Origin of the sequence: Nonomuraea sp. NPDC048881, from assembly GCF_040649795.1 — a bacterium.
Classification (GTDB): Bacteria; Actinomycetota; Actinomycetes; order Streptosporangiales; family Streptosporangiaceae; genus Nonomuraea.
Map to the genome: position 1 here is coordinate 409,757 of NZ_JBEZGC010000001.1, position 21,116 is coordinate 430,872.

Consider the following 21,116-nt stretch of genomic DNA (forward strand, 5'->3'; position numbering starts at 1 on the left):
TATTCGGCGTTCATGCCGGAGACTACATGGGCTGAAGTCCTAGAATACGTCCTCATAATGGGTTCAGGCGTACTCATCCTCTCAGAGCTAATGGCCCATCACGGGAGGCTCTGTGAGTTGTGCGCAAGGGCCATGCCTCTGAACGGGGCCGAGAAAGCCGAGAAGCATCGGGCTTGGCTTCGGCTCTACCACAAGTTCAACACGGGCCTCGCTATCGGTCTCATGGCTGGTGGCGTGCTGCTATATGCCTTCGGGCATGTCCTTCCTATGAGAAGGGGGGTGGCTGAGGTCTTGGGGATCTTCACCTTTGCGATTCCCATGAGCGTCAACATGATTCTCGGTTGGCGTCACAACCGGCTCTATCGGTGGTGCCCATGGTGCCACTGGCGAGGAGGGGGACCGAAGGAATGGGTTCCTGAACCTGATCCCAATCCGGCACTAAGCAAGTAGAAAGGCTGATCATTGCACCAGTACCCATCCCTTAGGGCACAGAGGGACGGGATGGGTACGCAATGGAGTGATCAGCTCCAGAAGGGAAGGGAGATGTTAGATAAGCACGACGTGTCTCAGGCAATAGCCAGGTACCTCGATGTGTTTCCGATCGCCAATGATGAGGCGGCCGGCTTCACAACCGAGGAGCTAGCTAAACGCCTGGGGATAGTCTGGCTATCAGATGAAGGGGAGAATGCCGAATGGCTGTAGATACACGCGGCCTAACGAATACCACTCTCTTCATGCTCACGCTGACTGCCGCAGGACTCATCTGGGTTGTATGGATATGTCGGGACCTCTATGCAGAGGACTTCCGGTATTACTACCGATGGCTCCTACGGAAGATCCGCGGAAAGGGGTGATCGCCTGGTATTGGGTTTCACTTCCCTATGCCACGTATGGGATAGCGGTGAAGGGCGGCAAGGTCATCCTTGCCGCCCCCATCGCTGGGTGGATGGTAGGGAAGTCGTTCGACTCCGTCATGTACTGGCTCAAGGGGAAGGGGGCGAGGGTGGTTCCTCTGCCTCCGGATTGCCCTTGACGTAGGTACCACTGCCAGACCAGCTCTCGGCCCAGTCGGCATCTTTCAAGTGCTTGAGTGCCTTCTGGGCCGTGGAGTTGGTGACGGAGTACTCCTGCATGAGGGCATGGATGCCAGGTATGCGATCACCTGGAGCCAGCTCGCCTGAGCGGATCTGGTCCTTGATGATCTCCGCAATCTGCGGCCACAGGGGCTTGCGTCGGTCAAGATCGCGCCGCTCAAGATCGCTCATGACCAGTCACCATACGTAGCTGCGCTGCTCAGACATAGTGGCGGCTAAGGGTCCAGATGACTCCTGAGCAGCCCTTTACCCTCATGAGGACTCCTCAGGACTGGTTAGGAGCAGCTAGCTAGGCGTAGCCTGACAGGCATGGACACAACGCACGTCGCCCAGCTCCCGGACCAGCCGGCGGCCCCGAGCGTCGTCCCTCTCCCGTACGAGGGATGGGCTGGGCGAGTTACCTCAACAGCCCCGTGGGCTGGCCAAACGAGTACGGATCTCTGGTACTACGCGACTCGTGACCTGGACCCCTGGCAGCGAGACCGAGGCAGAGCGGCTGTCGTCACTGCGGTGACGGCTCACGGCCTGGTCGAGGCGGTTGCCGAGGAGATCAGGAGGGAGGGCAGTCTCCGGTGATGGCAAGCAGGGTTCCGAAGGTCTCTCCCGAGGTCATCAACGAGGTTCGTCGACTAGCCCAACAGCGTTTGCCGGTGACTGAGATTGCGATGGTCACGGGCGCACCTGTTGTGACGATCCACGTCATTCTCTCGGGCCGGAACGTCGCCGCCGTTACGGCTGAGGCGCTGAAGCAGAAGGAACCGGAGGAGACCAGGGCCCAAACGAGGATGCGCAAGTTCCGCGAGGCTATGCAAGCAAGAGCTGCTGCATGGGAACGCGCGCAGCGCTACCACTACCAGCACATTCCGCCTCCCACTACCCCCGCTCCATCTCCGGAGAAGTTGGCAGAGTCACTGAGCTTCCTAGCCAAGCACTCTCCTCGGTAACACAACACAGCTCCTAGAGAGATAGATAGCCGCATGGGTCACATGACCCATGCGGCTATCTCTTTGTCTAGGAGAAGGGAAGAGGTTTGGGTGTATCCCGACTAGCCAAGCGTCCAGTGTTCTGGGTGGACTGGTCTCAACCGCATCCGGCGATCCGCTTATGGGGTCCGGAAGCGGTGGGTATCCCCATCACATTCGGAACGGCAAAGCATCGAGTAAGGGAAGTCATGGGGCTCCGCTACATGGGGCCCTTCATGCGGAAGGGTGTAAGTAGACTCCGCATCAGCGACGTCATCGAACAAGAAAGGGCGAGGAAGGAACACCCTGAGCAGATTTGGGCATTGCTCAGTGAGTCACCTCTCCCGAAGACGGCAAGACGGTACCGCAGCAGAGGCAGGAAGGGGCCCCGCTGGACCTATCGCTACAATCGTAGGGGGCTACCGTGATCAGCCTTCTCATCACCGTAGCTGCCCTGCTAGCACTCCTCTGCCTGGAGAGACGCCTACGGGGCAGGGGTCGCTGATGGGTGCCGAGCGCATCTATGATCACGGCCTGATCAGGCGGATACTGAAGGACAACCCCCGTCTAGTGCACGATGCTAGAGGGATGGCCGAGAGGTACAACAGGGTGAAAGGTGAAGACGCCATCACTCCAACGGCTATCCGTCATGTCGTGTATCAGAAGTATGAGACGTGGTTCGGGAAGCAGCCGGTAGTTAAAAGAGGGCAGCGTCAGATCCACGACCGAAAGCGTATTGCCGCTCTCAAGCGTGACTTCCCTCGGGCGAGTGCGCGTGAGATAGCCAACCTCTATAACGGGGGCTGGATAGGAAAGCACCTAGGCATAAGCGCTCTCTATAAGATCATAGAAGAGATGCAGATGCGGAAGTAGAGATTGGCTCACAGGCCCGAGGGCCTGTGAGCCTTTCTGTGCCGACCGCACCGGTACAGGTAAAACCAGAGGAGGCGATGTGTCAGTGACCATCGGGAGTCTTAGCCCTGCGGAAATGAGGGCTATTCAACGTACGCTGCCGGTGGAAGTGGGTGATGGTTCGGTAGTCATTGATCCGGCTACCAAGACAGCCACGTTCCACATGGATGATCCTCTGAGTGTTTGGCAGGGAGTTATCCGTGGTTTCACTCCAAGCGCTGATGTAGGTAGGCGCGTAGTCCTAGCTTTGCTCAGGAAGCTGAAGGAGGAGACAGGCCGGTCTTGATTGCACTACGAGAGTCCTAGCAGGCGGGCACACCTGATGGGGCTCTGGCAGTACATCAGGGGATGGGCACTCCCTATAGACCAGTGAGGTAGGGCAAGTGATCTTACTAGAGGCGGCTCCGTACATCGCGGTAACGCTGGGAGTCATCATGACGGCGGTTGGTTACGTCGTGATGATGGCTCCCATATGCCTGGAGAAAGGTGCAAAAGCAAAGCATGGGAAGAGGCGCCACAAGCCTGCTCACGCTAGAGTGTAGGCATCTGGTACATGGGCACATGATCGGAGCAAGATGGCATTACCCCAAGGTCCCGTCTACTTCTGCGACCAGGACCAATCCGAGTCGCAGAGAAGAGTTATCGGGGACCGATACACAGTCCACATCGATGGGCCTAGCGGCTCTCACACATGGACGGTAGATGTATGCGCGACAGAGGAGCGAGGCTCTAGGGCGCATGACAAGTCCATCAAGAACCTTGTCGCCTACATGGAGAAGCATGGGGCGGAGGTGCCTGGGGCACAGTTGGTAATCCCCAGCCTCCACCGGGTCACTCCGGGACAGGTCTTCTACCCGCAAGCCTCTGCCGCGCCGGCCCCTACGAAGCAGCCGCAGCTACCTCCCACGGAGGAGCCGGCGACTGACCCTCAGGAGGGCGCAGCTCCTGCACCTTCCCCCATTCCAGGGGTCACGTTCTCGGGGGAGGGTGAACAGCCCCCCGAGACAGAGGAAGGGGGGGACGACCAGGCCACATGGAACCCGTTTGAGGGATCCGCGGGGCCTGTGCCGACGGACCTCTACACCTTCGTTCGCTGGTGGGCGGACCGTGAAGGCAAGTCCCTGAACGAGGTTGGCGACATGCTTGGGTACTCCAGTGCTGCCGCCATCTACCGGTGGAAGAGTCACCCGATCCAGGCCGACCGCATGGCGTCGGTGCTGGCCGCTCTCGGGTACAAGACCGATGAAGTTCTGACTCTGGTCTCCCTGCTCTCTCCCGAGGAGAGTCGAGACCCGTACGCCGATGCCGTCAGGAAGGCGGTTGAGGAAGCGGAGGAGACGGAGACGAAGCGCAAGCCCCGCACTCCTGTCGCACTCAAGTCAGGGGAGCGGGGGAGTGGCCTTCACTCCAAGGCCATCATCGGAAACGGTCAGCTCTATGGGGTAAACCCGAGGGCGTGACCTAATGAATATGAGAAGGGGTAGCTTACTCGGAAGAGTGGGCTACCCCTTCTCCTTTCGGGATACACTCCAACAGTCATTCCCCCAAAGAGGGGGAGATAGAAAGGGATCCTCATCAATGGCTACCAGGACGATCACTATCTGCGACGTTCACGGGGAAGCATGCAAGGCCAAGCCGGAAGACATCCAGCCGAGGAAGTTCTACGACATCATCACCGGCGACGCCTATGAGGTGGACCTCTGCCCTCCCGAGTGGAGCAAGTACGAGAAGGCTTCCGACACCTTCAAGGCGCAGGCCCGGCTGGCACCGGTTCCGGTAGCCACGAGTAACGGTAGCGAAGAGAAGGCCCAGTGGAAGCCTCTGATTGATGCCATGAAGGCGTGGCATAAGGTCGCCTTCGGTGAGGTTCCTAAGGGCAACTTCGGCCACAAGTCCGATAAGGTCGCTCAGTTCCTCAAGACCCCAGGGGGAGAGAAGTGGGCCACCTGGGAGCCGGGTCAGCCGCTTCCTCAGTAGTCGATGGCACGAAAGCCCTAGCCGATGGTTGGGGCTTTTTTGTTGACCAAAAAGGGAAAGCCCCCAGCATCACCGATGCCAGGGGCTTCCTTCCTTGTGCCCTGCTCACTAGCAGAGTGTTCCGTCCCTCCTCTGTGAGCTATGCATACGATACCAGACCGTAATGCCAATTTAGGTCACGGAACGGGAACGGTCCACGGTAGGCATTGGACCCCTATTCCATGGATTCATTCCCCCTAGTGCCCATTGGAGTCTCCTCAAGGCTGTGTCTACTCGGTGCCTCACCTGGTCACCTGTATCACCTAGGAGCTGGCGCAACCTCTCGTGATGCCATCCGGTCACATGCCGAATCTCGCTCTGACTCATAGCCGCAATCTGGTCGTCACTGTATCCAGCGAGTAAGCCGAACCTTACCTTCAGCCTGTCAATGTAGATGGAATGTAGCTGGTCTAGTCCCCTCTGCACGTCCAGGAGTGAGGCTAGGTGTCCACCCCCCTCGGCCGGATCCCCTGTACTCCGGGAGACGCTTTCCGACCGACCGATGGGTGGCCTCTCCTCCAGGCCCACAGCGAACAGCCATTCAAGTAGCTGCTCTAGCCGAGCCTTGCTGTAGAAGACTTCGTCCGACACGTCATATCCATCACGGGCAGCCTTCTCGCGACGGCAGTACCGTTCGCCGGCATACTTCATCCATCGCCTGGTCTTGCTAGCCAGGTCCTTATAGTCATCCTTCTCTAATGCCTCCACGTCTTCCCATGAGGCATCTAGGTCATCCTTGAGGGCTGCTAGAAGGATCTCTTGACGGATATCCTCGTAGTCCTCCCTCCAACGCTTAGCGAGGCCCCTAGCAACGCTGGTAGCCATCGCGTATAACTCCTCCCGCATGTCTCCTCCAATGCAAAAGGCCCCCACCTGAGTGGGGGCCTCGCTATTCAGTTAGGCGATATTTAGTTGTTTCGTTCCCCCGTGAGCTTGGCGGTAAGTACTACCTCCATGCCGTGCTCTATTGCGAGAGTAGCATAACTCCAGGTTGTATCTCCACCTCGGGTAAACGCGAGGAGTACGTCAGGGTCGTATGCCTCTTTAAGCTGCTCCAGGCTAGAGCTGATGGCCTTGGGGTCCGGAGCGTCTATGGAATACCAGTGATACTTGTAGCTTCGACAGAACTCATCTACCGCGGACTTGCCGCCTGAGCCCACTACATAGATGCGAGTCGCCGCTACCGTTTTCCTGATCGCTACCGTTACCCTATAGAGCCAATACCTGATGCTCCACATATCCAGGTAGCCTGGCGAAGCGTAGACGGCTACACGGTACGTGGCTGATGTCACAGGTTGACCATCCTCTTTCGACCCTTGCCGTCCATGTGGAGCGCCTTTAATGGCTGCTCCTGTGAACCGCCTTTGCTCTTTCGCCGGGACTTGCCAGAGTCGTTACTGCTACTCCGATAACGACCCACAGGCTTGGGTACCCAGTACTTACGCTTGAGCCAGATCGTCACTTGCTCCCCCTTCTTGCTCGGAGCACTGATGCTCCATGACAGCCATCAGGAAGTCGTCTCCGTTCAGGAGGATGGATCGCGCCCCCTGACAGGTGGTGTGGTGGGTGTAGACCACTCCATCCCACGTGGAGTACAAAGGCCATTCCCGGAGGCTGAACCTCACCCGCTCTCCGAAATTGTCAGGCTGGTTCATCTTCCTGCTCCTTGATGAGCAGATACATCTGTCCGCAGGCGGTAAGGAACTCATGCCATATCCGCATGATCTGTTCCGCCTTATTGGTGGTGAGGGTATCCGGCATATCCCTTGGATTGAGCATGCCGAGTTGTATCATCTTCGGCCAATCGCCGGCCCAGTAGAGACGACTGTAGATCTCTGCCCGATTGGCGTATTGGGGGGACATGAGTACTCCTAGGAAACTAGCTCCAGGTGTCTCCTGGACGGGGGGACGTATCCCGCCCTTCGGTAGATCTCTTCTCGACCGAACTTGAGAAAGGTCGAGTTGGGGTCCTCGTCCTCTGGCATGAGAATGAGCTTCAGGCCGAGCACATCCTTAGCGGCCTCCTTGCCCAGGCGTACCCCAGGGTTCTTGTCGTTGCTGGCGTCGTTGTCTGCGAAGAACAGGCGCTTCCGATGTCCCTTAGCAATGTCGGCCCACCAGGGATGCCCCTTCCAGGAGTCGGCTCCAGGGATCCCTAGCGTTGGGATGCCGCATTCAAAGGACAGGATGTAGGCGTTAAAGGCACCTTCACAGAAGCCGATCACGTCCCCAGGCTCGTCAAGGGCGGCCGTGTTGTAGAGCCATTGATCGCCATCGGTGTAATACTTGGCGTGCTTGGCGTCCTTGCAACGATGATCCTCGATGCACCTGAATTGAAAGCCGACAGCTCCGCACTTCTTCAGAATGGGGAGGGCGATTCTCCCCCGATAGTCGTCATGCCCGGCAGCAGGATCATCCACATACCCAATCCGGTAGTAGTCCACTGCTGCCATACTTAGCCCCCGCCCAGCTAGGTAGGAGAGAGCTGTCTCGGTTAGCTGCTCGTGATACCGATGAGAGGTCTCCTCCCAGAATTTCAATGATTCGCTGTCTAGCCTCCGCATTGCGGATCCCCTCCAACTGGGCAACGAGCGTGATGTGATTACCGACACGGTTGCAGCCATGACAGTTCCAAAGCATGGCCTCTAGGTTCACACTGAAAGAGGGGCTGGTGTCGGGATGATCGGGGAAGGGGCAGTTCGTCTTTATCTGCCCCCACCCCGACTTGACCCAGACTCCATACGCCTCTAGGAGTTCAGGGAATCCCATGCGCTAGATGCGGATGAATCCCAGAAGGTTGGCATTGGGGGCGCCGGCCTGTTCAGTGGGCGCGGGCCTACCGGAGCCGACTGCCTTGCGGACGTTGTGACGCCAGGCACGAAGCTCGTTGTTCGCTTGGCGGAGTTGCTTGTTTCTCGCCCGAAGCTCAGTAACCTCCGCAACAAGCATCTCATTGACGATCTCTAGGCCCTGTTGATTCATGGTCCTCCTTCAGAAGTCGGCTAGTGTCTTCTCGAAAAGTGCTTCGATGTCTTCCACTGTTCGGGTGGGGGAGTCGTTGTAGACCTCGATACTCATATCCGGCAAGCCGGTGAGTTCCTTTACCTTCTGGTTGAGGCAATGCCTAGCCTCTGCGATGCGGTCAGCGTGCTCCGGGTAGTGAGACCAGCCCAACCATATGGTGGTGATCTCCCGCTGAATGGGCTGCATGATGCCGCCCACGGCACAGACGTTGCCCTCTACGTTGGTGAGGCTGCCTTGACACCACCCGTGTTGGCGGATGTATGCGAGGCCGTTCTCCAGGTCTTCCATGACTTGCTCAGGACCCACGTAGCCCCAGAAGCGAGGCTTGTGCTGATCGATGGAGGTTACGTCTTTGTCTTCCATGCGCTTTCCTTTGGTGCCTTTTCCTGGATTGCCTCAGGGTGTTGCATGTAGATGGCAACGTCTCTCAGCTTGAGCTGACCGCTAAACCCCGGACGGACTAGACCGACTCTCGACCCGACGAAGTTCCATCTCATAGTCTCCGTGTTCAAATCCCATCGCAGAAAGAAGGGATGACACCGTTCCTTGGAGAACCGTAGAACCATGCTCGTCGGGTTTGGATCCCACCCTAATTCGATAGCTGAGCGGATGAGGTTCTGAATCCTTACCTCTAGAGGCCCGCTTAGCAGCCCGTCTAGATCCTCCGGCTTCATAAGCTTTCCTCCAGAGGGCAACAAAGTCCTTGTTGCGCATGAACATGAGCCAGTCGTCTACCCGTTCAGGCCCGTATCCGATGGGTCTCATGAGAACCAGCGGAGTATCCCCACCAGCATTTCGGGTGGCCTGTCGAATCCAGGCGATGGGGCTGAACTTGCTACGGGCCTTGATCTCGACCGCGGCCCGAGGCGTGTTCCGCAGATCTCTGCCAGGGAGAGAGGCCGGCGTTGCCTGGCACTCAGGCCACAGGTTGTCTCGGAAGTACTTCGCCGCTACCAGCTCGCTCTGTCGGCCTCTGTCCTGGCGACTACCGGAGGACAATCGGATCTTCTAGGTAGAGGACAAGAGACCCCTTGGGGTAGCGATGCTGGCAGTCGCACTCATCCCCACAGTGATGGGCCCGCGCTAGCCGGTTGTCTGCTGCGTAGGCGCATTCCTTACAGATCACCCTTGAGAACTGCCTCCTCCGTCTCGATGCTCTCGCCGGTAAGAGAGACGACCTGAGGGGCTGGAGCCTCCCCGGCCGTGAAGGCGTCCACGAGGGCCCCCAGGATGGGACAGGGGCCCTTGCCACACAGTTCGCAGTTCTCCTCTTCCTCAGGCTGAGGAAGCTCCATTGCCGCCGCGTTCATGTCGTCGTGCCTCTCTAGTCGTCCTTGATCGCTCTGGAGAACCAATCTGGAATCTCCAGACCAGTTTTCCTAGGCGCTGGTTGGGGTGTCGGATTAGGTACCGGATCAGAGATTTTTTGAGTCTCCTCCGAGTAATCCAAGCTGACATAGGTCTTCCCCGAGGGATCCGCCTTGCCGTGCCTGTTCTTAACTGGGGCTGCATAGAGAACCCCATCCCCCTTGGCCAGAGTCAAAACCACTGCTGGTAGTTCAGTCACTTGGCCCTTGATTGCGTTGAGTGGTGCGGGATATCTGAGATCCAGCCCCCCAAGATTCAGGTGATGAAGCAGGAGTACAACTATCTGAAGTTCGGTGGCTAGGTAGTGCATCACCTGAGAAAGCTCTCTGAGACCCGTCCATTCGTCCTTGGCTCCAGAGGTAAGGTTCATCAAGTTGTCAACCACCATGATGTCGGATGGCAGCCCGTGAATTTCCTGGAAAGCCATCTGCGCCCGTGCTATCCCCTCAGCGTCCGGCCTTGAGGGATAGGTGACGTACAGATGGTCAACTGCCTCCATATCCTTCAGGTACCTGTCTGGCTCCCGCCTCACCTCATCAAGCTTGGTAGTGGTATGGATGGCAGCGGCTCTATGAAGGAAAGTCGTTGGCCCCATGTCGCAGGAGACGTAGAGGGTAGGGACTCTCATGGATAGAGCCAGATTGGTAGCAAGGGCACTCTTCCCCGCCCCCGGCGGTCCGGCCATCATGACAACGTCTCCCCGGTAGAGATGAATGTCCTTGAAAGCTTTGTAGACCTGGGGAAGAGATGCCCCATGCTCACTATCCCGCTGAAAGGATCGGGATAGCTTGAACATTAACGCTTAGGCCAAGGCTTTCCGGTCTTAGCGTCCACAGGCTGACACTTGGATGGGTCGCCCTGTGGAGCTGGACACATCCAGGCAGCCCACTGCTTAGAGCCGTAGCCGCCAGTCTTATAGGTCATCGCCCCGTGAACGCACGTCTTACCGTCGTAGACATCCCCAGTGATGCCGCCGTTCTGGAGATTGGCAATGGCCTCTTCAGGTGACTTGGGGGGCAGATATACCCCTGACAAGTCCTGAAGGCTAGGCGCAAGCTGCTCGGCGATGTTGATCCATGCCTGAGCCTCATCAGGGTCGTCAGCTCGCACGACGACCATAGAGGTAAGGTTAGGGCCGAACTTCTGTGTGAACGTGAACCGGCTTCCCCCGTTTTCTGACAAGCCTATTGATCTCCTTCCGTAGTCTTCTTCCAGTAGCCGTCCGGGTGAAGAATGTAACTCTGGTTGCAATGACCACAAGTAAGGGTCATATTGTCGTACCAGCGATCTTCGTGAGCCTTGAAGGTGTCAAGGCAGCACCGGTTGAACTGTGTGCCGAACCTAAGCCGCATACTGTTCCCAGTTTGCTTGGTTGTATCTATCTGTAGTCCCCCAGACCATGGACGGATGGAATCGCTTCCAGTCGGCAATGTCCTTGGCTCCGAGGAACGTGCTCCAATTACGTTGGGGGGCGTCATCCCCAACTACCGGATGAAACCACCAGGACTGTGGGCGGAGATGAAGAATGCCTACCTCGTTGATGAAAGGCATGTCTTCCTCACCTCCGTCGTCGTGAATGATGAACTCGCCTCTAGCCAGTGCCTCAACCTGAACGGCATGCTCTGGCCAGATGCCTTTACCGGTCTTGTAGTCGATGAGGTAGTGTCTCGACTTCTTGTCTATGGCGATCAGGTCAGCCGTACCGGCGTAGCCGATAGTGCGATTCCAGACGGTTACCTCTGTATGGACTGGGGTGAGTCCTGCCGTCTTAAGGAACGCTTCTAGCTGCCTGATATGTTTTGGGGAGCTACCGTCAGGGGTTCCCTTGAGGTGATTCTCCGCCGAGGTGTGGACGATATCGCCCTTGTCGGCTGCGACATCTCTGGCTCTCTGATGAGCAGTGGAGATGAGTTCAAACCGCATATCTTCAGATGCGGAGGATAGGTCTTCCCAATGCTCTACGGCAAAGGCTGCGGCTTGCTTGGCCGCCCAGTCGGAGAGGTGCTTAGGGATTCCTCTATCCAAAATGGTGGTGACAGAGTACACCCGCTCTCCCGTTACCGGGTGTACGTATTGCCTACCAGCCTCCGTCTGTACTGCTAGCGAGGGCTTGGTCGTCCTCCTCTACCTCCCAATCCTCCCACCAGTTTTCCTGGTAGGCGTTAGCCCTACATGAGGGACAGATCTTAGTCTTCACCGTTGAAGGGCGAGGCATATACCCCTTCTCCGCCTTGCCTTCGTACTGGCAGTACCTACACACCAGATACAAGGGCCTCAGCCTCCACCGGAGAGAACATCGACTCACCTTCATGCTGAGACAGGAAGGCGTTAAGTCGCTCCATGTGCTCGGGAAGGTAGTCGGTGAGTGGCGTGGTCCCATAGGTCTCGTGATGCATGGTGATGGCTAGCCGAAGGGCATCCACCAGAGCGCTATGCATGGCGGCCCATTCGCCGGCTCGGCCTCTCTCGGCGTACCGCCATACCCCTACCGCTACGGGATCCGTCTCATGGATATCCACCTCAAGCGCCTTGAGGTAGGCGAACCGAGGGAAGGGGTTGCCTGCGGTACCAAGCAACGCGGGGAGGATAGGCCAGAGGGTATCCGTCCTAAGAGAGTCCTTCTGGTAGTAGGTCATGCTGTCGTTAACCAGGATGGCCAGATGGGCAAGAGTCGCGTTGACGTCAGGGTGATCGTCCATCGCCCTTCCTTCCGGACTGAGGTCACCGGTCATGACCGTAAGCAACTCCATGGCACAGAGGCCGTAGACCCCTTCACCTCCCCCGACAGTGAGCCTGGTAGGGCAGGCATAGCGGGTATGGAACTCCATGTTTCCCCCGTCCTAAAGTCCCCCGTTTGGGCTGGTAGATAAAGGCTACTCTCGCTCTGACGTGCTAATCCAGTCTTCAAGCCTTCAGGCAATGGCGGGTTTAGGGGAATTTTCTTACCCTAAAGCCTGCTATCCAGATGGCTCCTGAAGGGGTAGGGGTATGCCTTGGTATCCACTACCGAGGAGACGGGTATAGCCCTCCACTGTTGGCTGTAGAGCCCGATAGGGGCTCTCTGGCCAGCGATTGGGATGGCCTTGGAGAGGAGGAAAACCGGTTGCAGCATCATGGCAACGCCTGACTACAATGGAGATACCTAAGGTACTTACCTATAGATAGGTGTAGTTAGGTAGGAAGGAAGAGAGGCTATCCTTCAGATAGCCTCTAGCTACCTAGTAGGTATAGAGAGAAGACCTAGATAGGTCTGAACCTCGGGAGCCAGACAGCCCCCCGCCGTTGGGGGGAGACGTGATCATCCGCCGTCCTCCTGTCCCCGCCTGCGCCCGTCGCCAGGCGTCCCCGAGGGCCGCAGGCTCCTCCGGAATGAGTTACAGAGCGTAGTTTCCGGAAACCTCTTGACGCACTCTCTTATATATGCAAGCTTCACACCGTCACCGCAGGTCAACCGGGCAATCGGTATAACAAGTTCTAACAAGGGTTGCGCCCGGTATGGGAGGCACTGGAAGAATCATCACTCCACTGGAGAGAGGTTCATCGTGCGGTTGGGTCGACACCGTGCCGCGCTGCCTCCCGTGCAGCGACGCAGGAAGGCGCTCCAACGGGGCATGCTGGCCGGCCTCGCCGCCGTGGCCGTCGCCGCCGGCAGCCTGTACGTGGTGCTCGGCGGCGGTCCCGCCCTGTGCGTGTCACGAGATCCTGTTCTGGTCAGCGTGGCCGCCGCCGTGGACGTGGCGCCGGCGGTCATGGAGGCCGCCGGGCGCTTCAACGAGACCAGGGCGTCGGTCGGCGGGCGGTGCGTGCTGGTCCAGGTGACCGAGCAGCCGTCGGCCACCGTGCTGCGCACGCTGATCGGCGACCGGGCCGGCGTGCTGCGCGAACGTCCCGACGGCTGGATCGCCGACTCCTCGGCCTGGATCAGGCTGGCCCGCAGCCAGGGCGCGAGCTCGCTGCCCGCGGGGGAGACCGTGGTGGCCACCTCGCCGCTGGTGTTCGCCACGCGCTCGTCGCTGGCCCGGCGCTTCTCGGTCGGCGGGACCGAGATGAACTGGCGGATGGTCTTCCCGCCGACCGTGCGCGGGCGGCTGACGCCCAGCTCGGGCGAGCCCGACGTCGTACGGGTGCCCGACCCGTCGCTGGTGGGAGCAGGGATCGCGACCGTGGCCGCGGCCAGGGACGTCGTGGGCACCGGGCCGGCCGCCGACAAGGCGCTGACGGCGTTCGTCCGCTGGGCGCAGGCCGGGTCGGCGCCCGACTACCGCAGCATGCTGGACGCCGTGGACGACCGCGGGTTCTGGCAGCGGCCGGTGGTCATCGTCCCCGAGCAGTCGGTGTGGAACCACAACCGGGTGCCCTCGCCCGACCCGGTCGTCGCGCTGCACCCGCGCGAGGGCACGATCGACCTCGACTATCCCTACGTCGTCACGGCGGCCGATCCCGACGTCGCGGAGGCGTCCACCGCCTTCGCCGACTGGCTGAAGGGCGGCCAGGCCCAGGAGATCGTCCGGCGGGCCGGGTTCAGGTCGGGCGACGGCCGGCTGGGGCCGCTCCCGCCGGGGCCGCAGTTGCCGCCGGAGGCGCCGAAGACCAGGCCGTCGGTGTCGCAGCAGGACATCGACGAGGCGCTGCGCGCCTGGAGCAGGCTGGCGCCGCCGACCAACATCCTCGTGCTGGCCGACACCTCCAAACACATGGCCGAGCCGCTGAACGGCAGCACGAAGGTGCGCATCGCGCTGGCCGCGGCCAAGATCGGGCTGCAGCTCTTCCCGAACTCCACGCACATGGGCATGTGGGAGTTCGCCGACAAGGTGGGGAACCTCCGCGGCTACCGGCAGCGGGTCAGCCTCGGCCCGATCAGCGAGCCGGAGTCGGGCCAGGTGCTGCGGCGCAGCGTCCTCGACGAGCTGACCGGCACGATCGCCCCCCACCCCGACCTGGACAGCTCGCTCTACGACGCGATGCTGGCCGGGTTCCGCAGGATGAGCGGCGACTACCGCGACGACATGAACAACACGCTGCTGGTGATCACCGCCGGCAAGGACGACGGTAAGGGGGTCAAGCTCCCGCGGCTCCTCGACGCCCTGCGGAAGGAGTGGGACCCGGACAAGCCCGTCCAGATCGTCATCATCGCGTTCGGCAAGGACGTGGACCGCGGCAGCCTGTCGCAGATCGCGGCGGCCACGAACGGCTCGCTGCACGAGGCGCAGGAGCCCGGGGAGATCATCGACGTCTTCCTCGGCGCGCTGGCCCGCAGGCTCTGCCATCCCACCTGCAAGCCGGCCGCCTGAGGGGATGCCGGTCGCCCGGCATCCCCTCGGCCTACATCTGGTGCACGGTGGCGTTCTCGCCGCGGTGGGTGAAGCGGGACACGAGCTTGTCCAGCGACCACGCGCCGCTGCCGAGCAGCGCCAGCATCAGGAACGACCACGAGAACATGGCCGCGGTCTCGCCCCCGTTCTGCAACGGGAACAGACCCTTGGGCAGGTGGACGGTGAAGTAGGCGTAGGCCATCGTGCCCGAGCAGAGCAGGGCGGCGACGCGGGTGGCGAGCCCGATGAGGACGAGGCCGCCCGCGCCGAGCTCGATCACCCCCGCCCACCAGTCGGGCCATTGGCCTACGGACGGAGTCGTTCCGCCGTACGGGCCGCCGAGTACGCCGAACAGAGTGGCGGCCCCGTGGCAGGCGAACAGCAGGCCCACCACGATGCGGAACAGCGACAGCGCGGCGTCACGAAGCTTGGTCATCGGCCTGTCCGGACCCTCAGATCCGCTGCCAGAGCGCCGGGACGTTCGGCGGCTCCCAGCCCGCGATGGCCGTGTGGGGCTGCAGGCACCGGTAGGAGACGCCGTTGTAGGTGACCGTGCTGCCCGTGGTGTAGGCCGTGCCGGCCTTCCAGGTGCCCGAGGCCGTCGTGGTCGGCGTCGGGGTCGGGGTCGGGGTGGGCGTGGGGGTCACGGTCGGGGTGGGGGTGGGGGTCGGCTGGCCGCCGCCGCCGATCTGCAGGTCGATGCAGGAGTAGAAGGCGTTGGAGGTGTCGGAGATGTTCCAGATCGCCAGCACCTTCTGGCGGCCGGAGTAGCCGGAGAGGTTGACGGTGTGGGAGATCGTCGACGGCGGTTGCTGGCCGTTGCCGTTGAAGACCGCGACCCGGGTGCCGCCGATGTAGTACTCGTAGTTGAGCGTGGCGTGCCTGGCGGTGAACGTCCAGGTGAAGGTCACCGAGTTGCCCACCGAGGTGGCCGGCCACGGCTTGCTCTCGTCGCTGAGCTGAGCGAACTGCCCAAGATTGGCGTTGCAGCTCCGCAGGCCCTTCGGGCCCTCCACGCTCTGCGGCTCGTACACGATCTGGCCGCAGTCGGGCACCTTGCCCTGGGCGCAGAACGCCTGCCTGCTGGGCGGCGAGTTCACATAACCGTGGGCGAACGCGGGAGAGGTGTTGAACACCGCCGTGGCGATGGTGATCACCGCCACGGCGACTAACGTGAGAGTCCTTCGCATTGAAGTGGCTCCTTTACATGGGGGGATAGTCCAAATGTAAAGGAAAGTTTCCTAACGGTAAACGGTTGGCTTACCAGATTTCCAGACTCTCGTCAGAGGCTCAGCGCGTCACGATGAAATCGCGCGGGTCACGGGGGGCGCGGTCGCGCGGCGGCGCGGCGGCGTGCCCGATCGCCACGCAGCCCATCGGGTCCCAGGACTCCGGCAGGTCGAGCACCCGCCTGACCACCGGCCGGCAGAACATCGTGGAGGACACCCACGCCGAGCCCAGCCCCTCGACCGCGAGCTGGATCAGGAAGTTCTGCACGCCGGCGCCCGTCGCCACGACGAACATCTCCCGCTCGGAGGCATTGCGCCGGTCGTCGCGGTAGGTGTGCGAGCCCTCCATCACCAGGCACGGCACGACCAGGTAGGGGGCGTTGCGCAGGACGTCGCCGCGTTTGATCCGCTTGGCGATCGACTGCTCGGTGAACCCGTCGCCGCGCAGGTCGTCGATCCACGCCTCCCGCATGGCGTCGAGCAGCTCGGTGCGGGCCCGCGCCGACTCGACCAGCACGAACCGCCACGGGGTCGTGTGGTGCGGCGCCGGCGCCGCGATGCCCGCGGCCACCGCCCTGCGCACCGCCTCGCCGTCGACCGGCCGGTCGGAGAACTCCCTGATCGTACGGCGGGCGAACACGACGTCGCGGGCGCCGAAGCGGAACATGTCCTCGTCGGCCGGGCGGACGAGCGGCCTGACCCCCGGCCCGTCGTCGTCGGTCACCAGATGGGCCAGACCGCGCACGATCGCCGCGGGCACGCCGTCGAGCTTGCCCTTGACCAGCTCGGCCGCGCTCGCGATCTCGTCGGCCAGCGCGGTGACGGTGGCGCCGAGCGCGTTGCCGTAGGGGTCGGAGGAGCCGCGGAAGTCGTCGAGCGGGCGCACCCCGGCGGCGCCGATCGCCACGTCGGTCAGCCCGTTGCGCCACGGACGCCCGAACGTGTCGGAGACGATCACCCCCACCCGCGCGCCCAGCCCGGCCCTGATCCGCGCCGCCGAGGCGTCGGGGTCCTCGGGCAGCAGCAGGACGGTGCCCGGCTCGGTGTTGGAGGCGTCGACCCCGGCCGCGGCCATGACGAAACCGTGGCGGGTCTGGACGATCACCGTGTCGCCGCGCCTGGCGACGACCCGCTCGGTCTCCTCCTCGATCGCGCTCGCACGGTCGGGCGCCTGGCGGACGCGCCCCTCGGCCTTGCTGACGATCTTGGAGGTGACCACCACGATGTCGCCGTCACGCAGGTCGGCGTCCTTGAGCAGGGCGGCCACGTCGTCGCCCGGCCGGACCTCGCCGATGCCGGTGACGGCGATCACCTCGACCCGTCGCGAGCTCATCGGGCCAGCTCCAGCGCCAGGTCGAGCGCCGTGCGGGCGATGTCGGCGGCCGTCTCGGCGTCGTGCATGAGGATCGGACGGGACACCACGCGCACGCCGTCGAGCGCCACCCCGGAGTCCTCCTCGGCCACCAGCCAGCCGTCGACCAGGCCGGCGCCGTAGAGGTCGAGCACGGCCTGGGCCGTGGTCTCCACCCCGATGGCCGTCAGGCAGGCGTCGGCCATGCCGCGCACGGGCGCGCCGCCGATGATGGGGGAGACGCCGACCACGGTCTTGGCCGCGACCGCCTCGCGGATGCCCGGAATCTGCAGGATCGTGCCGATGCTCACCACCGGGTTGGAGGGCGGCAGGATGACCACGTCGGCCTGCTCGATCGCCTCCAGCACACCCGGCGCGGGCTTGGCGCTCTCGACCCCCACCAGCGCGAACGACTCGGCCGGGACCGAGGCGCGCAGGCGCACCCACCACTCCTGGAAGTGCACGGCCCGCTTGCCGCGCTCGTCGGAGATCACCACGTGCGTCTCGCAGCGGTCGTCGGTCATCGGCAGCAGCCGCACGCCCGGCTGCCAGCGCACGCAAAGGGCCTCGGTGATCTGCGAGAGCGGATAGCCCGCCTCCAGCATCTGCGAGCGGACGATGTGGGTGGCGAAGTCGCGGTCGCCGAGCCCGAACCACTGCGGTTCGACCCCGTAGGCGGCCAGCTCCTCCTTGACGACGTGGGACTCCTCGGCCCGGCCCCAGCCCTGCTCCTCGTCGATGCCGCCGCCCAGGGTGTACATGACGGTGTCGAGGTCGGGGCAGACACGCAGGCCGAACAGGGTGATGTCGTCGCCCGTGTTGCCGATGACGGTGATCGAGGCGTCGGGTGCGGTGGCGCGCAGACCGCGCAGGAAACGGGCGCCGCCGATGCCGCCGGCGAGTGACACGATGTGCATGCGTCCCAGTCTTCCATCGGCGTCCGACATCCCCGTGGGGGGAGTGGTTCTGCCCCACTTCGGAGCAATGAAGCTCCAGGTATAGGGGTAAATGGGATGGAAGAGGTTCTTGGGACATCCGCCGCGAAAGTCGGCAATGTGGCAAACTCCCTTCGGGCCAAAGGGTCCGATGGGGGTTACTCATGAGCAAAGTAAATGCCGCCCGACTACGGGAGCCGGCTGCCTGGATCATGCTCGTCACCGGGCTGGTGGACGTCGTCCTGACGATCGGCCACATCCTGATCGGCTCGGGCAGCCCGCTCGGCGGCGGGTTCGCCACCCGTGCCGCCGCGAACCTGACGGGCCTGACCAGCCCGGTCGTGACCGCGCTGCTCGTGGGCGCCGTGCTGCTCGTCACCAGGACCGGCGAGCGCTCGCCCAAGGCCCGGCTCATCGCCTACGGCTCGGCCGCCGGCCTGCTGCTCGCCGCCGTGTTCGGCGCGCTGGCGCTGATCGTCGGGCTGTTCGCCGGTGGCGGCTTCCGCGGCGTGGTGGAGTACGTGCTCACCGGCGTGCCCATGCTCGCGCTGACCGCCGTCGGACTGGTCTACCTGCTCCCCGAGGTCATGCCCGGCCGGACCCCCATCCCCACCCTCGACGGGTACGGCCGCCCCACCACCCACTACGGCCAGCCCCAGCAGTTCGGCCAGCAGGACCAGCCCCAGTACGGCCGCCCCCAGCAGTTCGGCCAGCAGGACCAGCCCGCCTACGGCCAGCCCGACCAGCCCTCCCAGGGCCGACCCGACCCCGCGCCCCAGCCCGCGTACGCGCAACCGCACGCCGCGCCGACCCCCTACGGCCAGCAGCCCGCGCTCGCCCAGCTCCCCCCGGGCCAGGACGCCCAGCCCCCGGCTCCCGACAGCCAGCCCGCCTCCTCCGGCTACGCCCCGCAACCGCCGTCGGGCCAGGTCCCCGCAGGCTCGGGCTACACGCCCCAGCCGCCCTCGGGCCAGCAGTCGCCGGGCTACGCGCCCCAGCCGCCCTCGGGCCAGCAGTCCCCGGCCTACGCGCCGCAGTCCCCGTCCTCGGGCTACGAGCCCCAGGCCGCCTCCGCCGGGTACGCGCCCCAGCCCCCGTCCGGCCAGCACGCCACCGTCGCCTTCGGCCAGCAGGACCCGCAGGCACTGTACGGCCAGCAGGATCCGCAGGCCCCTTACGGTCAGCAGGACTCCCAGGCTTCCTTCGGGCAGCAGGACCAGCAGGCCGCCTTCGGGCAGCAGCCGGGTTACGGCGGCGGACAGGCGCCGAACCCCGGCGCGCAGCCCGGCTACGGCCAGCAGCCCCCGAGCTACGGCGGCCATCCCGACCCCGCCACCGGCGGCTACGGCCAGCCCGAGCCGTCCACCCCCGGCTATGGCCAGCCCGCCGCTCCCGCCTTCGGCCAGCCCGACCCCGCCGGCTACGGCCAGCCCGCGCCCTCCGCGCCCGGCTTCGGCCAGTCCGACCCCGCCGGCTACGGCCAGCCCGCGCCCTCCGCGCCCGGCTTCGGCCAGTCCGACGCCCCCGGCTACGGCCACCAGCAGGAGACCCCCGTCCCGCACGCGGCCGAGGCGCAGTCCCCCTACGCCCCCCAGACCCCCGACGCCCAGCCCGCCTACGGCCAGGTCCAGGGCCAGGGGCACGGCCAGCAGCCCGCCTACGGCCAGCCCGAACAGCCCCCCTTCGGCCAGCCCGCCCAGGGCCACCAGCCCGACCAGTCACCCTTCGGCCAGCAGCCCGACCAGGCCCCCTTCGGGCAGTCTTCGCACGGCCAGCAGTCCGAGTCGTACCAGCAGCAGCCCTACCAGCCGGCCCGGGCCGCGCTTCCCGCCGCGTCCGCCGAGCAGCCGTTCGGCAACCCCCAGGCACCGGCCGGTCAGCCGTTCGCGCAGCCGCAGGGCTTCGGCCAGGACCAGGGGTACGCCCCGCCCGCCTACACCCCGTCCGAGACGCTCCCCGACTCCGGCTACCAGCCGCCGGCCGGCGAGTACACCCCCGCGCCGTACGTCCCGGCCGACAGTCAGCCCAGCGCGTACGGCCAGTCCGGCTACCCCACCCCGGAGAACCCGTACGCCCCGAGCAACAGCTCCCCGAACGCCTTCGCCGACCAGGCGTACCCGAGCGGCGAGACCAGCCCGAGCGTCCCGTACCCGCAGGCGGAGCCGCAGCAGCCGTACCAGGACCGGCAGAACGCCTTCGACCAGCAGAGCGGCCAGCCGTTCACCGGCTACTCCGGCCACGAGTACGCCACCCCCGCCTTCCAGGAGCCGGACCCGCCCGTGGACCCGCGCTCCCAGCAGCTCCTGGACGCCTACCAGCAGGCCGAGACCTACCAGAGCTCGACGGCCGCCTCCGGCACCCAGCCCGACCTGCGGGTGCCCGACTACGCCGGCCAGCCGGCCCGGCCGTACGACGACCCGTTCGGCCACCCGCAGCAGGCCCAGCCGTACCAGCAGCAGCAGAACGCGTACGAACCCCAGCAGGGCCAGTACGAGCAGCCCCAGACCTACCGCCCCACCCACCAGGCCCCGGCCGGCTGGAATGAGGCGCAGAGCGAGTCGACGATGCGGCTCGACCCCTCGCAGTTCGGGGACGCCCTGGGCGCCCAGAACCGCCCGGGTGACGACCCAATCGACCCAACGGCCATATACACGCCCAACGAGCCACGCAGGTAACGGACCGGCAAACGACGGCTAGAGAGAAGGTGGCCCAAAGGGCGGGCGTCTACCCCGCCCTGGTACGGTTCCGACCGCTGACAGCGTTGAACGAACTGGGTCGAAGCCTTGCTGTGCAGGGGGCCTCGGCCTGGTGCGAACACCACATGCCGAGCACACCGGGGCGAGAGTCGGTCTTTCCCCGGATACCGTCATGCCGCTTGACGTCACGTACGGCACGCGCGTGTAATTACAACCA

At 63.4% G+C, this 21,116-nt stretch carries 19 protein-coding genes and 1 pseudogene; 5 read left to right on the top strand and 15 right to left on the bottom strand.

The features are described from left to right. Positions 1 to 983: 983 nt before the first annotated feature. Positions 984 to 1,265 (bottom strand): winged helix-turn-helix domain-containing protein, encoded by a 282-nt coding sequence (locus AB0C33_RS02020; protein WP_358282700.1) that lies wholly within the window; start codon positions 1,263 to 1,265, stop codon positions 984 to 986. A gap of 1,295 nt (positions 1,266 to 2,560) precedes the next feature. Between AB0C33_RS02020 and AB0C33_RS02025 the strand changes: the two genes are divergently transcribed. The 3 genes from AB0C33_RS02025 to AB0C33_RS02035 all read left to right on the top strand — a co-directional run bounded on the left by AB0C33_RS02025 (position 2,561) and on the right by AB0C33_RS02035 (position 4,945). Beyond that, entirely contained in the window at positions 2,561 to 2,929 is a 369-nt protein-coding gene (locus AB0C33_RS02025; protein WP_358282702.1) for a hypothetical protein, read from the top strand. A 1,103-nt stretch (positions 2,930 to 4,032) separates the two neighbouring features. After that, positions 4,033 to 4,428 (top strand): hypothetical protein, encoded by a 396-nt coding sequence (locus AB0C33_RS02030; protein WP_358282704.1) that lies wholly within the window; start codon positions 4,033 to 4,035, stop codon positions 4,426 to 4,428. A 118-nt stretch (positions 4,429 to 4,546) separates the two neighbouring features. Then, positions 4,547 to 4,945, top strand: a complete 399-nt coding sequence (locus AB0C33_RS02035) for a hypothetical protein (RefSeq protein WP_358282706.1) — start codon at positions 4,547 to 4,549, stop codon at positions 4,943 to 4,945. Between the two features lie 171 nt (positions 4,946 to 5,116). Here AB0C33_RS02035 and AB0C33_RS02040 read toward each other — a convergent pair whose 3' ends face one another. The 10 genes and pseudogenes from AB0C33_RS02040 to AB0C33_RS02085 all read right to left on the bottom strand — a co-directional run bounded on the left by AB0C33_RS02040 (position 5,117) and on the right by AB0C33_RS02085 (position 12,108). Beyond that, the gene (locus AB0C33_RS02040) at positions 5,117 to 5,830 is read right to left on the bottom strand and encodes a hypothetical protein (RefSeq protein ID WP_358282708.1); all 714 of its coding nucleotides are present in this window, start codon (positions 5,828 to 5,830) and stop codon (positions 5,117 to 5,119) included. Between the two features lie 795 nt (positions 5,831 to 6,625). Beyond that, positions 6,626 to 6,847 (bottom strand): hypothetical protein, encoded by a 222-nt coding sequence (locus AB0C33_RS02045; protein ID WP_358282710.1) that lies wholly within the window; start codon positions 6,845 to 6,847, stop codon positions 6,626 to 6,628. A gap of 8 nt (positions 6,848 to 6,855) precedes the next feature. Further along, a complete protein-coding gene (locus AB0C33_RS02050) occupies positions 6,856 to 7,548 on the bottom strand; it encodes a hypothetical protein (protein WP_358283931.1) in 693 nt (230 codons plus the stop codon). A 16-nt stretch (positions 7,549 to 7,564) separates the two neighbouring features. Further along, positions 7,565 to 7,753: pseudogene (locus tag AB0C33_RS02055) on the bottom strand (CHC2 zinc finger domain-containing protein); the annotation flags it as partial. A gap of 3 nt (positions 7,754 to 7,756) precedes the next feature. Then, positions 7,757 to 7,966: a hypothetical protein gene (locus tag AB0C33_RS02060; RefSeq protein WP_358282712.1), complete on the bottom strand. Its 210-nt coding sequence runs from the start codon at positions 7,964 to 7,966 to the stop codon at positions 7,757 to 7,759. 9 nt (positions 7,967 to 7,975) lie between these two features. Then, positions 7,976 to 8,371 carry a hypothetical protein gene (locus AB0C33_RS02065; protein ID WP_358282714.1) on the bottom strand — a complete coding sequence of 132 codons (396 nt, stop codon included), beginning with the start codon at positions 8,369 to 8,371 and terminating at the stop codon, positions 7,976 to 7,978. A gap of 752 nt (positions 8,372 to 9,123) precedes the next feature. Beyond that, positions 9,124 to 9,318 (bottom strand): hypothetical protein, encoded by a 195-nt coding sequence (locus tag AB0C33_RS02070; protein WP_358282716.1) that lies wholly within the window; start codon positions 9,316 to 9,318, stop codon positions 9,124 to 9,126. A gap of 14 nt (positions 9,319 to 9,332) precedes the next feature. Beyond that, positions 9,333 to 10,172: an AAA family ATPase gene (locus AB0C33_RS02075; RefSeq protein WP_358282718.1), complete on the bottom strand. Its 840-nt coding sequence runs from the start codon at positions 10,170 to 10,172 to the stop codon at positions 9,333 to 9,335. Between the two features lie 545 nt (positions 10,173 to 10,717). Further along, positions 10,718 to 11,422, bottom strand: coding sequence for a hypothetical protein (locus AB0C33_RS02080; protein ID WP_358282720.1), 705 nt, complete (start codon positions 11,420 to 11,422; stop codon positions 10,718 to 10,720). A gap of 206 nt (positions 11,423 to 11,628) precedes the next feature. Beyond that, positions 11,629 to 12,108 (bottom strand): hypothetical protein, encoded by a 480-nt coding sequence (locus AB0C33_RS02085; RefSeq protein WP_358282722.1) that lies wholly within the window; start codon positions 12,106 to 12,108, stop codon positions 11,629 to 11,631. An 846-nt stretch (positions 12,109 to 12,954) separates the two neighbouring features. Here AB0C33_RS02085 and AB0C33_RS02090 point away from each other — a divergent pair. Beyond that, positions 12,955 to 14,667, top strand: a complete 1,713-nt coding sequence (locus tag AB0C33_RS02090) for a substrate-binding and VWA domain-containing protein (RefSeq protein WP_358282724.1) — start codon at positions 12,955 to 12,957, stop codon at positions 14,665 to 14,667. A 31-nt stretch (positions 14,668 to 14,698) separates the two neighbouring features. Here the strand turns inward: AB0C33_RS02090 and AB0C33_RS02095 are convergent, their stop codons facing one another. The 4 genes from AB0C33_RS02095 to cofD all read right to left on the bottom strand — a co-directional run bounded on the left by AB0C33_RS02095 (position 14,699) and on the right by cofD (position 18,185). Next, positions 14,699 to 15,124 (bottom strand): DoxX family protein, encoded by a 426-nt coding sequence (locus AB0C33_RS02095; protein ID WP_358282726.1) that lies wholly within the window; start codon positions 15,122 to 15,124, stop codon positions 14,699 to 14,701. Between the two features lie 16 nt (positions 15,125 to 15,140). Continuing rightward, entirely contained in the window at positions 15,141 to 15,878 is a 738-nt protein-coding gene (locus AB0C33_RS02100; protein WP_352349228.1) for a lytic polysaccharide monooxygenase, read from the bottom strand. Between the two features lie 100 nt (positions 15,879 to 15,978). Further along, positions 15,979 to 17,250, bottom strand: coding sequence for a coenzyme F420-0:L-glutamate ligase (locus AB0C33_RS02105; protein ID WP_358282729.1), 1,272 nt, complete (start codon positions 17,248 to 17,250; stop codon positions 15,979 to 15,981). Then, the gene (gene cofD / locus AB0C33_RS02110; RefSeq protein ID WP_358282731.1) at positions 17,247 to 18,185 is read right to left on the bottom strand and encodes a 2-phospho-L-lactate transferase; all 939 of its coding nucleotides are present in this window, start codon (positions 18,183 to 18,185) and stop codon (positions 17,247 to 17,249) included. Before cofD ends, AB0C33_RS02105 begins: the two co-directional genes overlap by 4 nt. Positions 18,186 to 18,367: 182 nt before the next feature. Here cofD and AB0C33_RS02115 point away from each other — a divergent pair, with 182 nt between their 5' ends. Next, on the top strand, positions 18,368 to 20,878 hold the full coding sequence (locus AB0C33_RS02115; protein WP_358282733.1) for a hypothetical protein: 2,511 nt from the start codon (positions 18,368 to 18,370) through the stop codon (positions 20,876 to 20,878). The last annotated feature ends 238 nt before the right edge of the window (positions 20,879 to 21,116 follow it).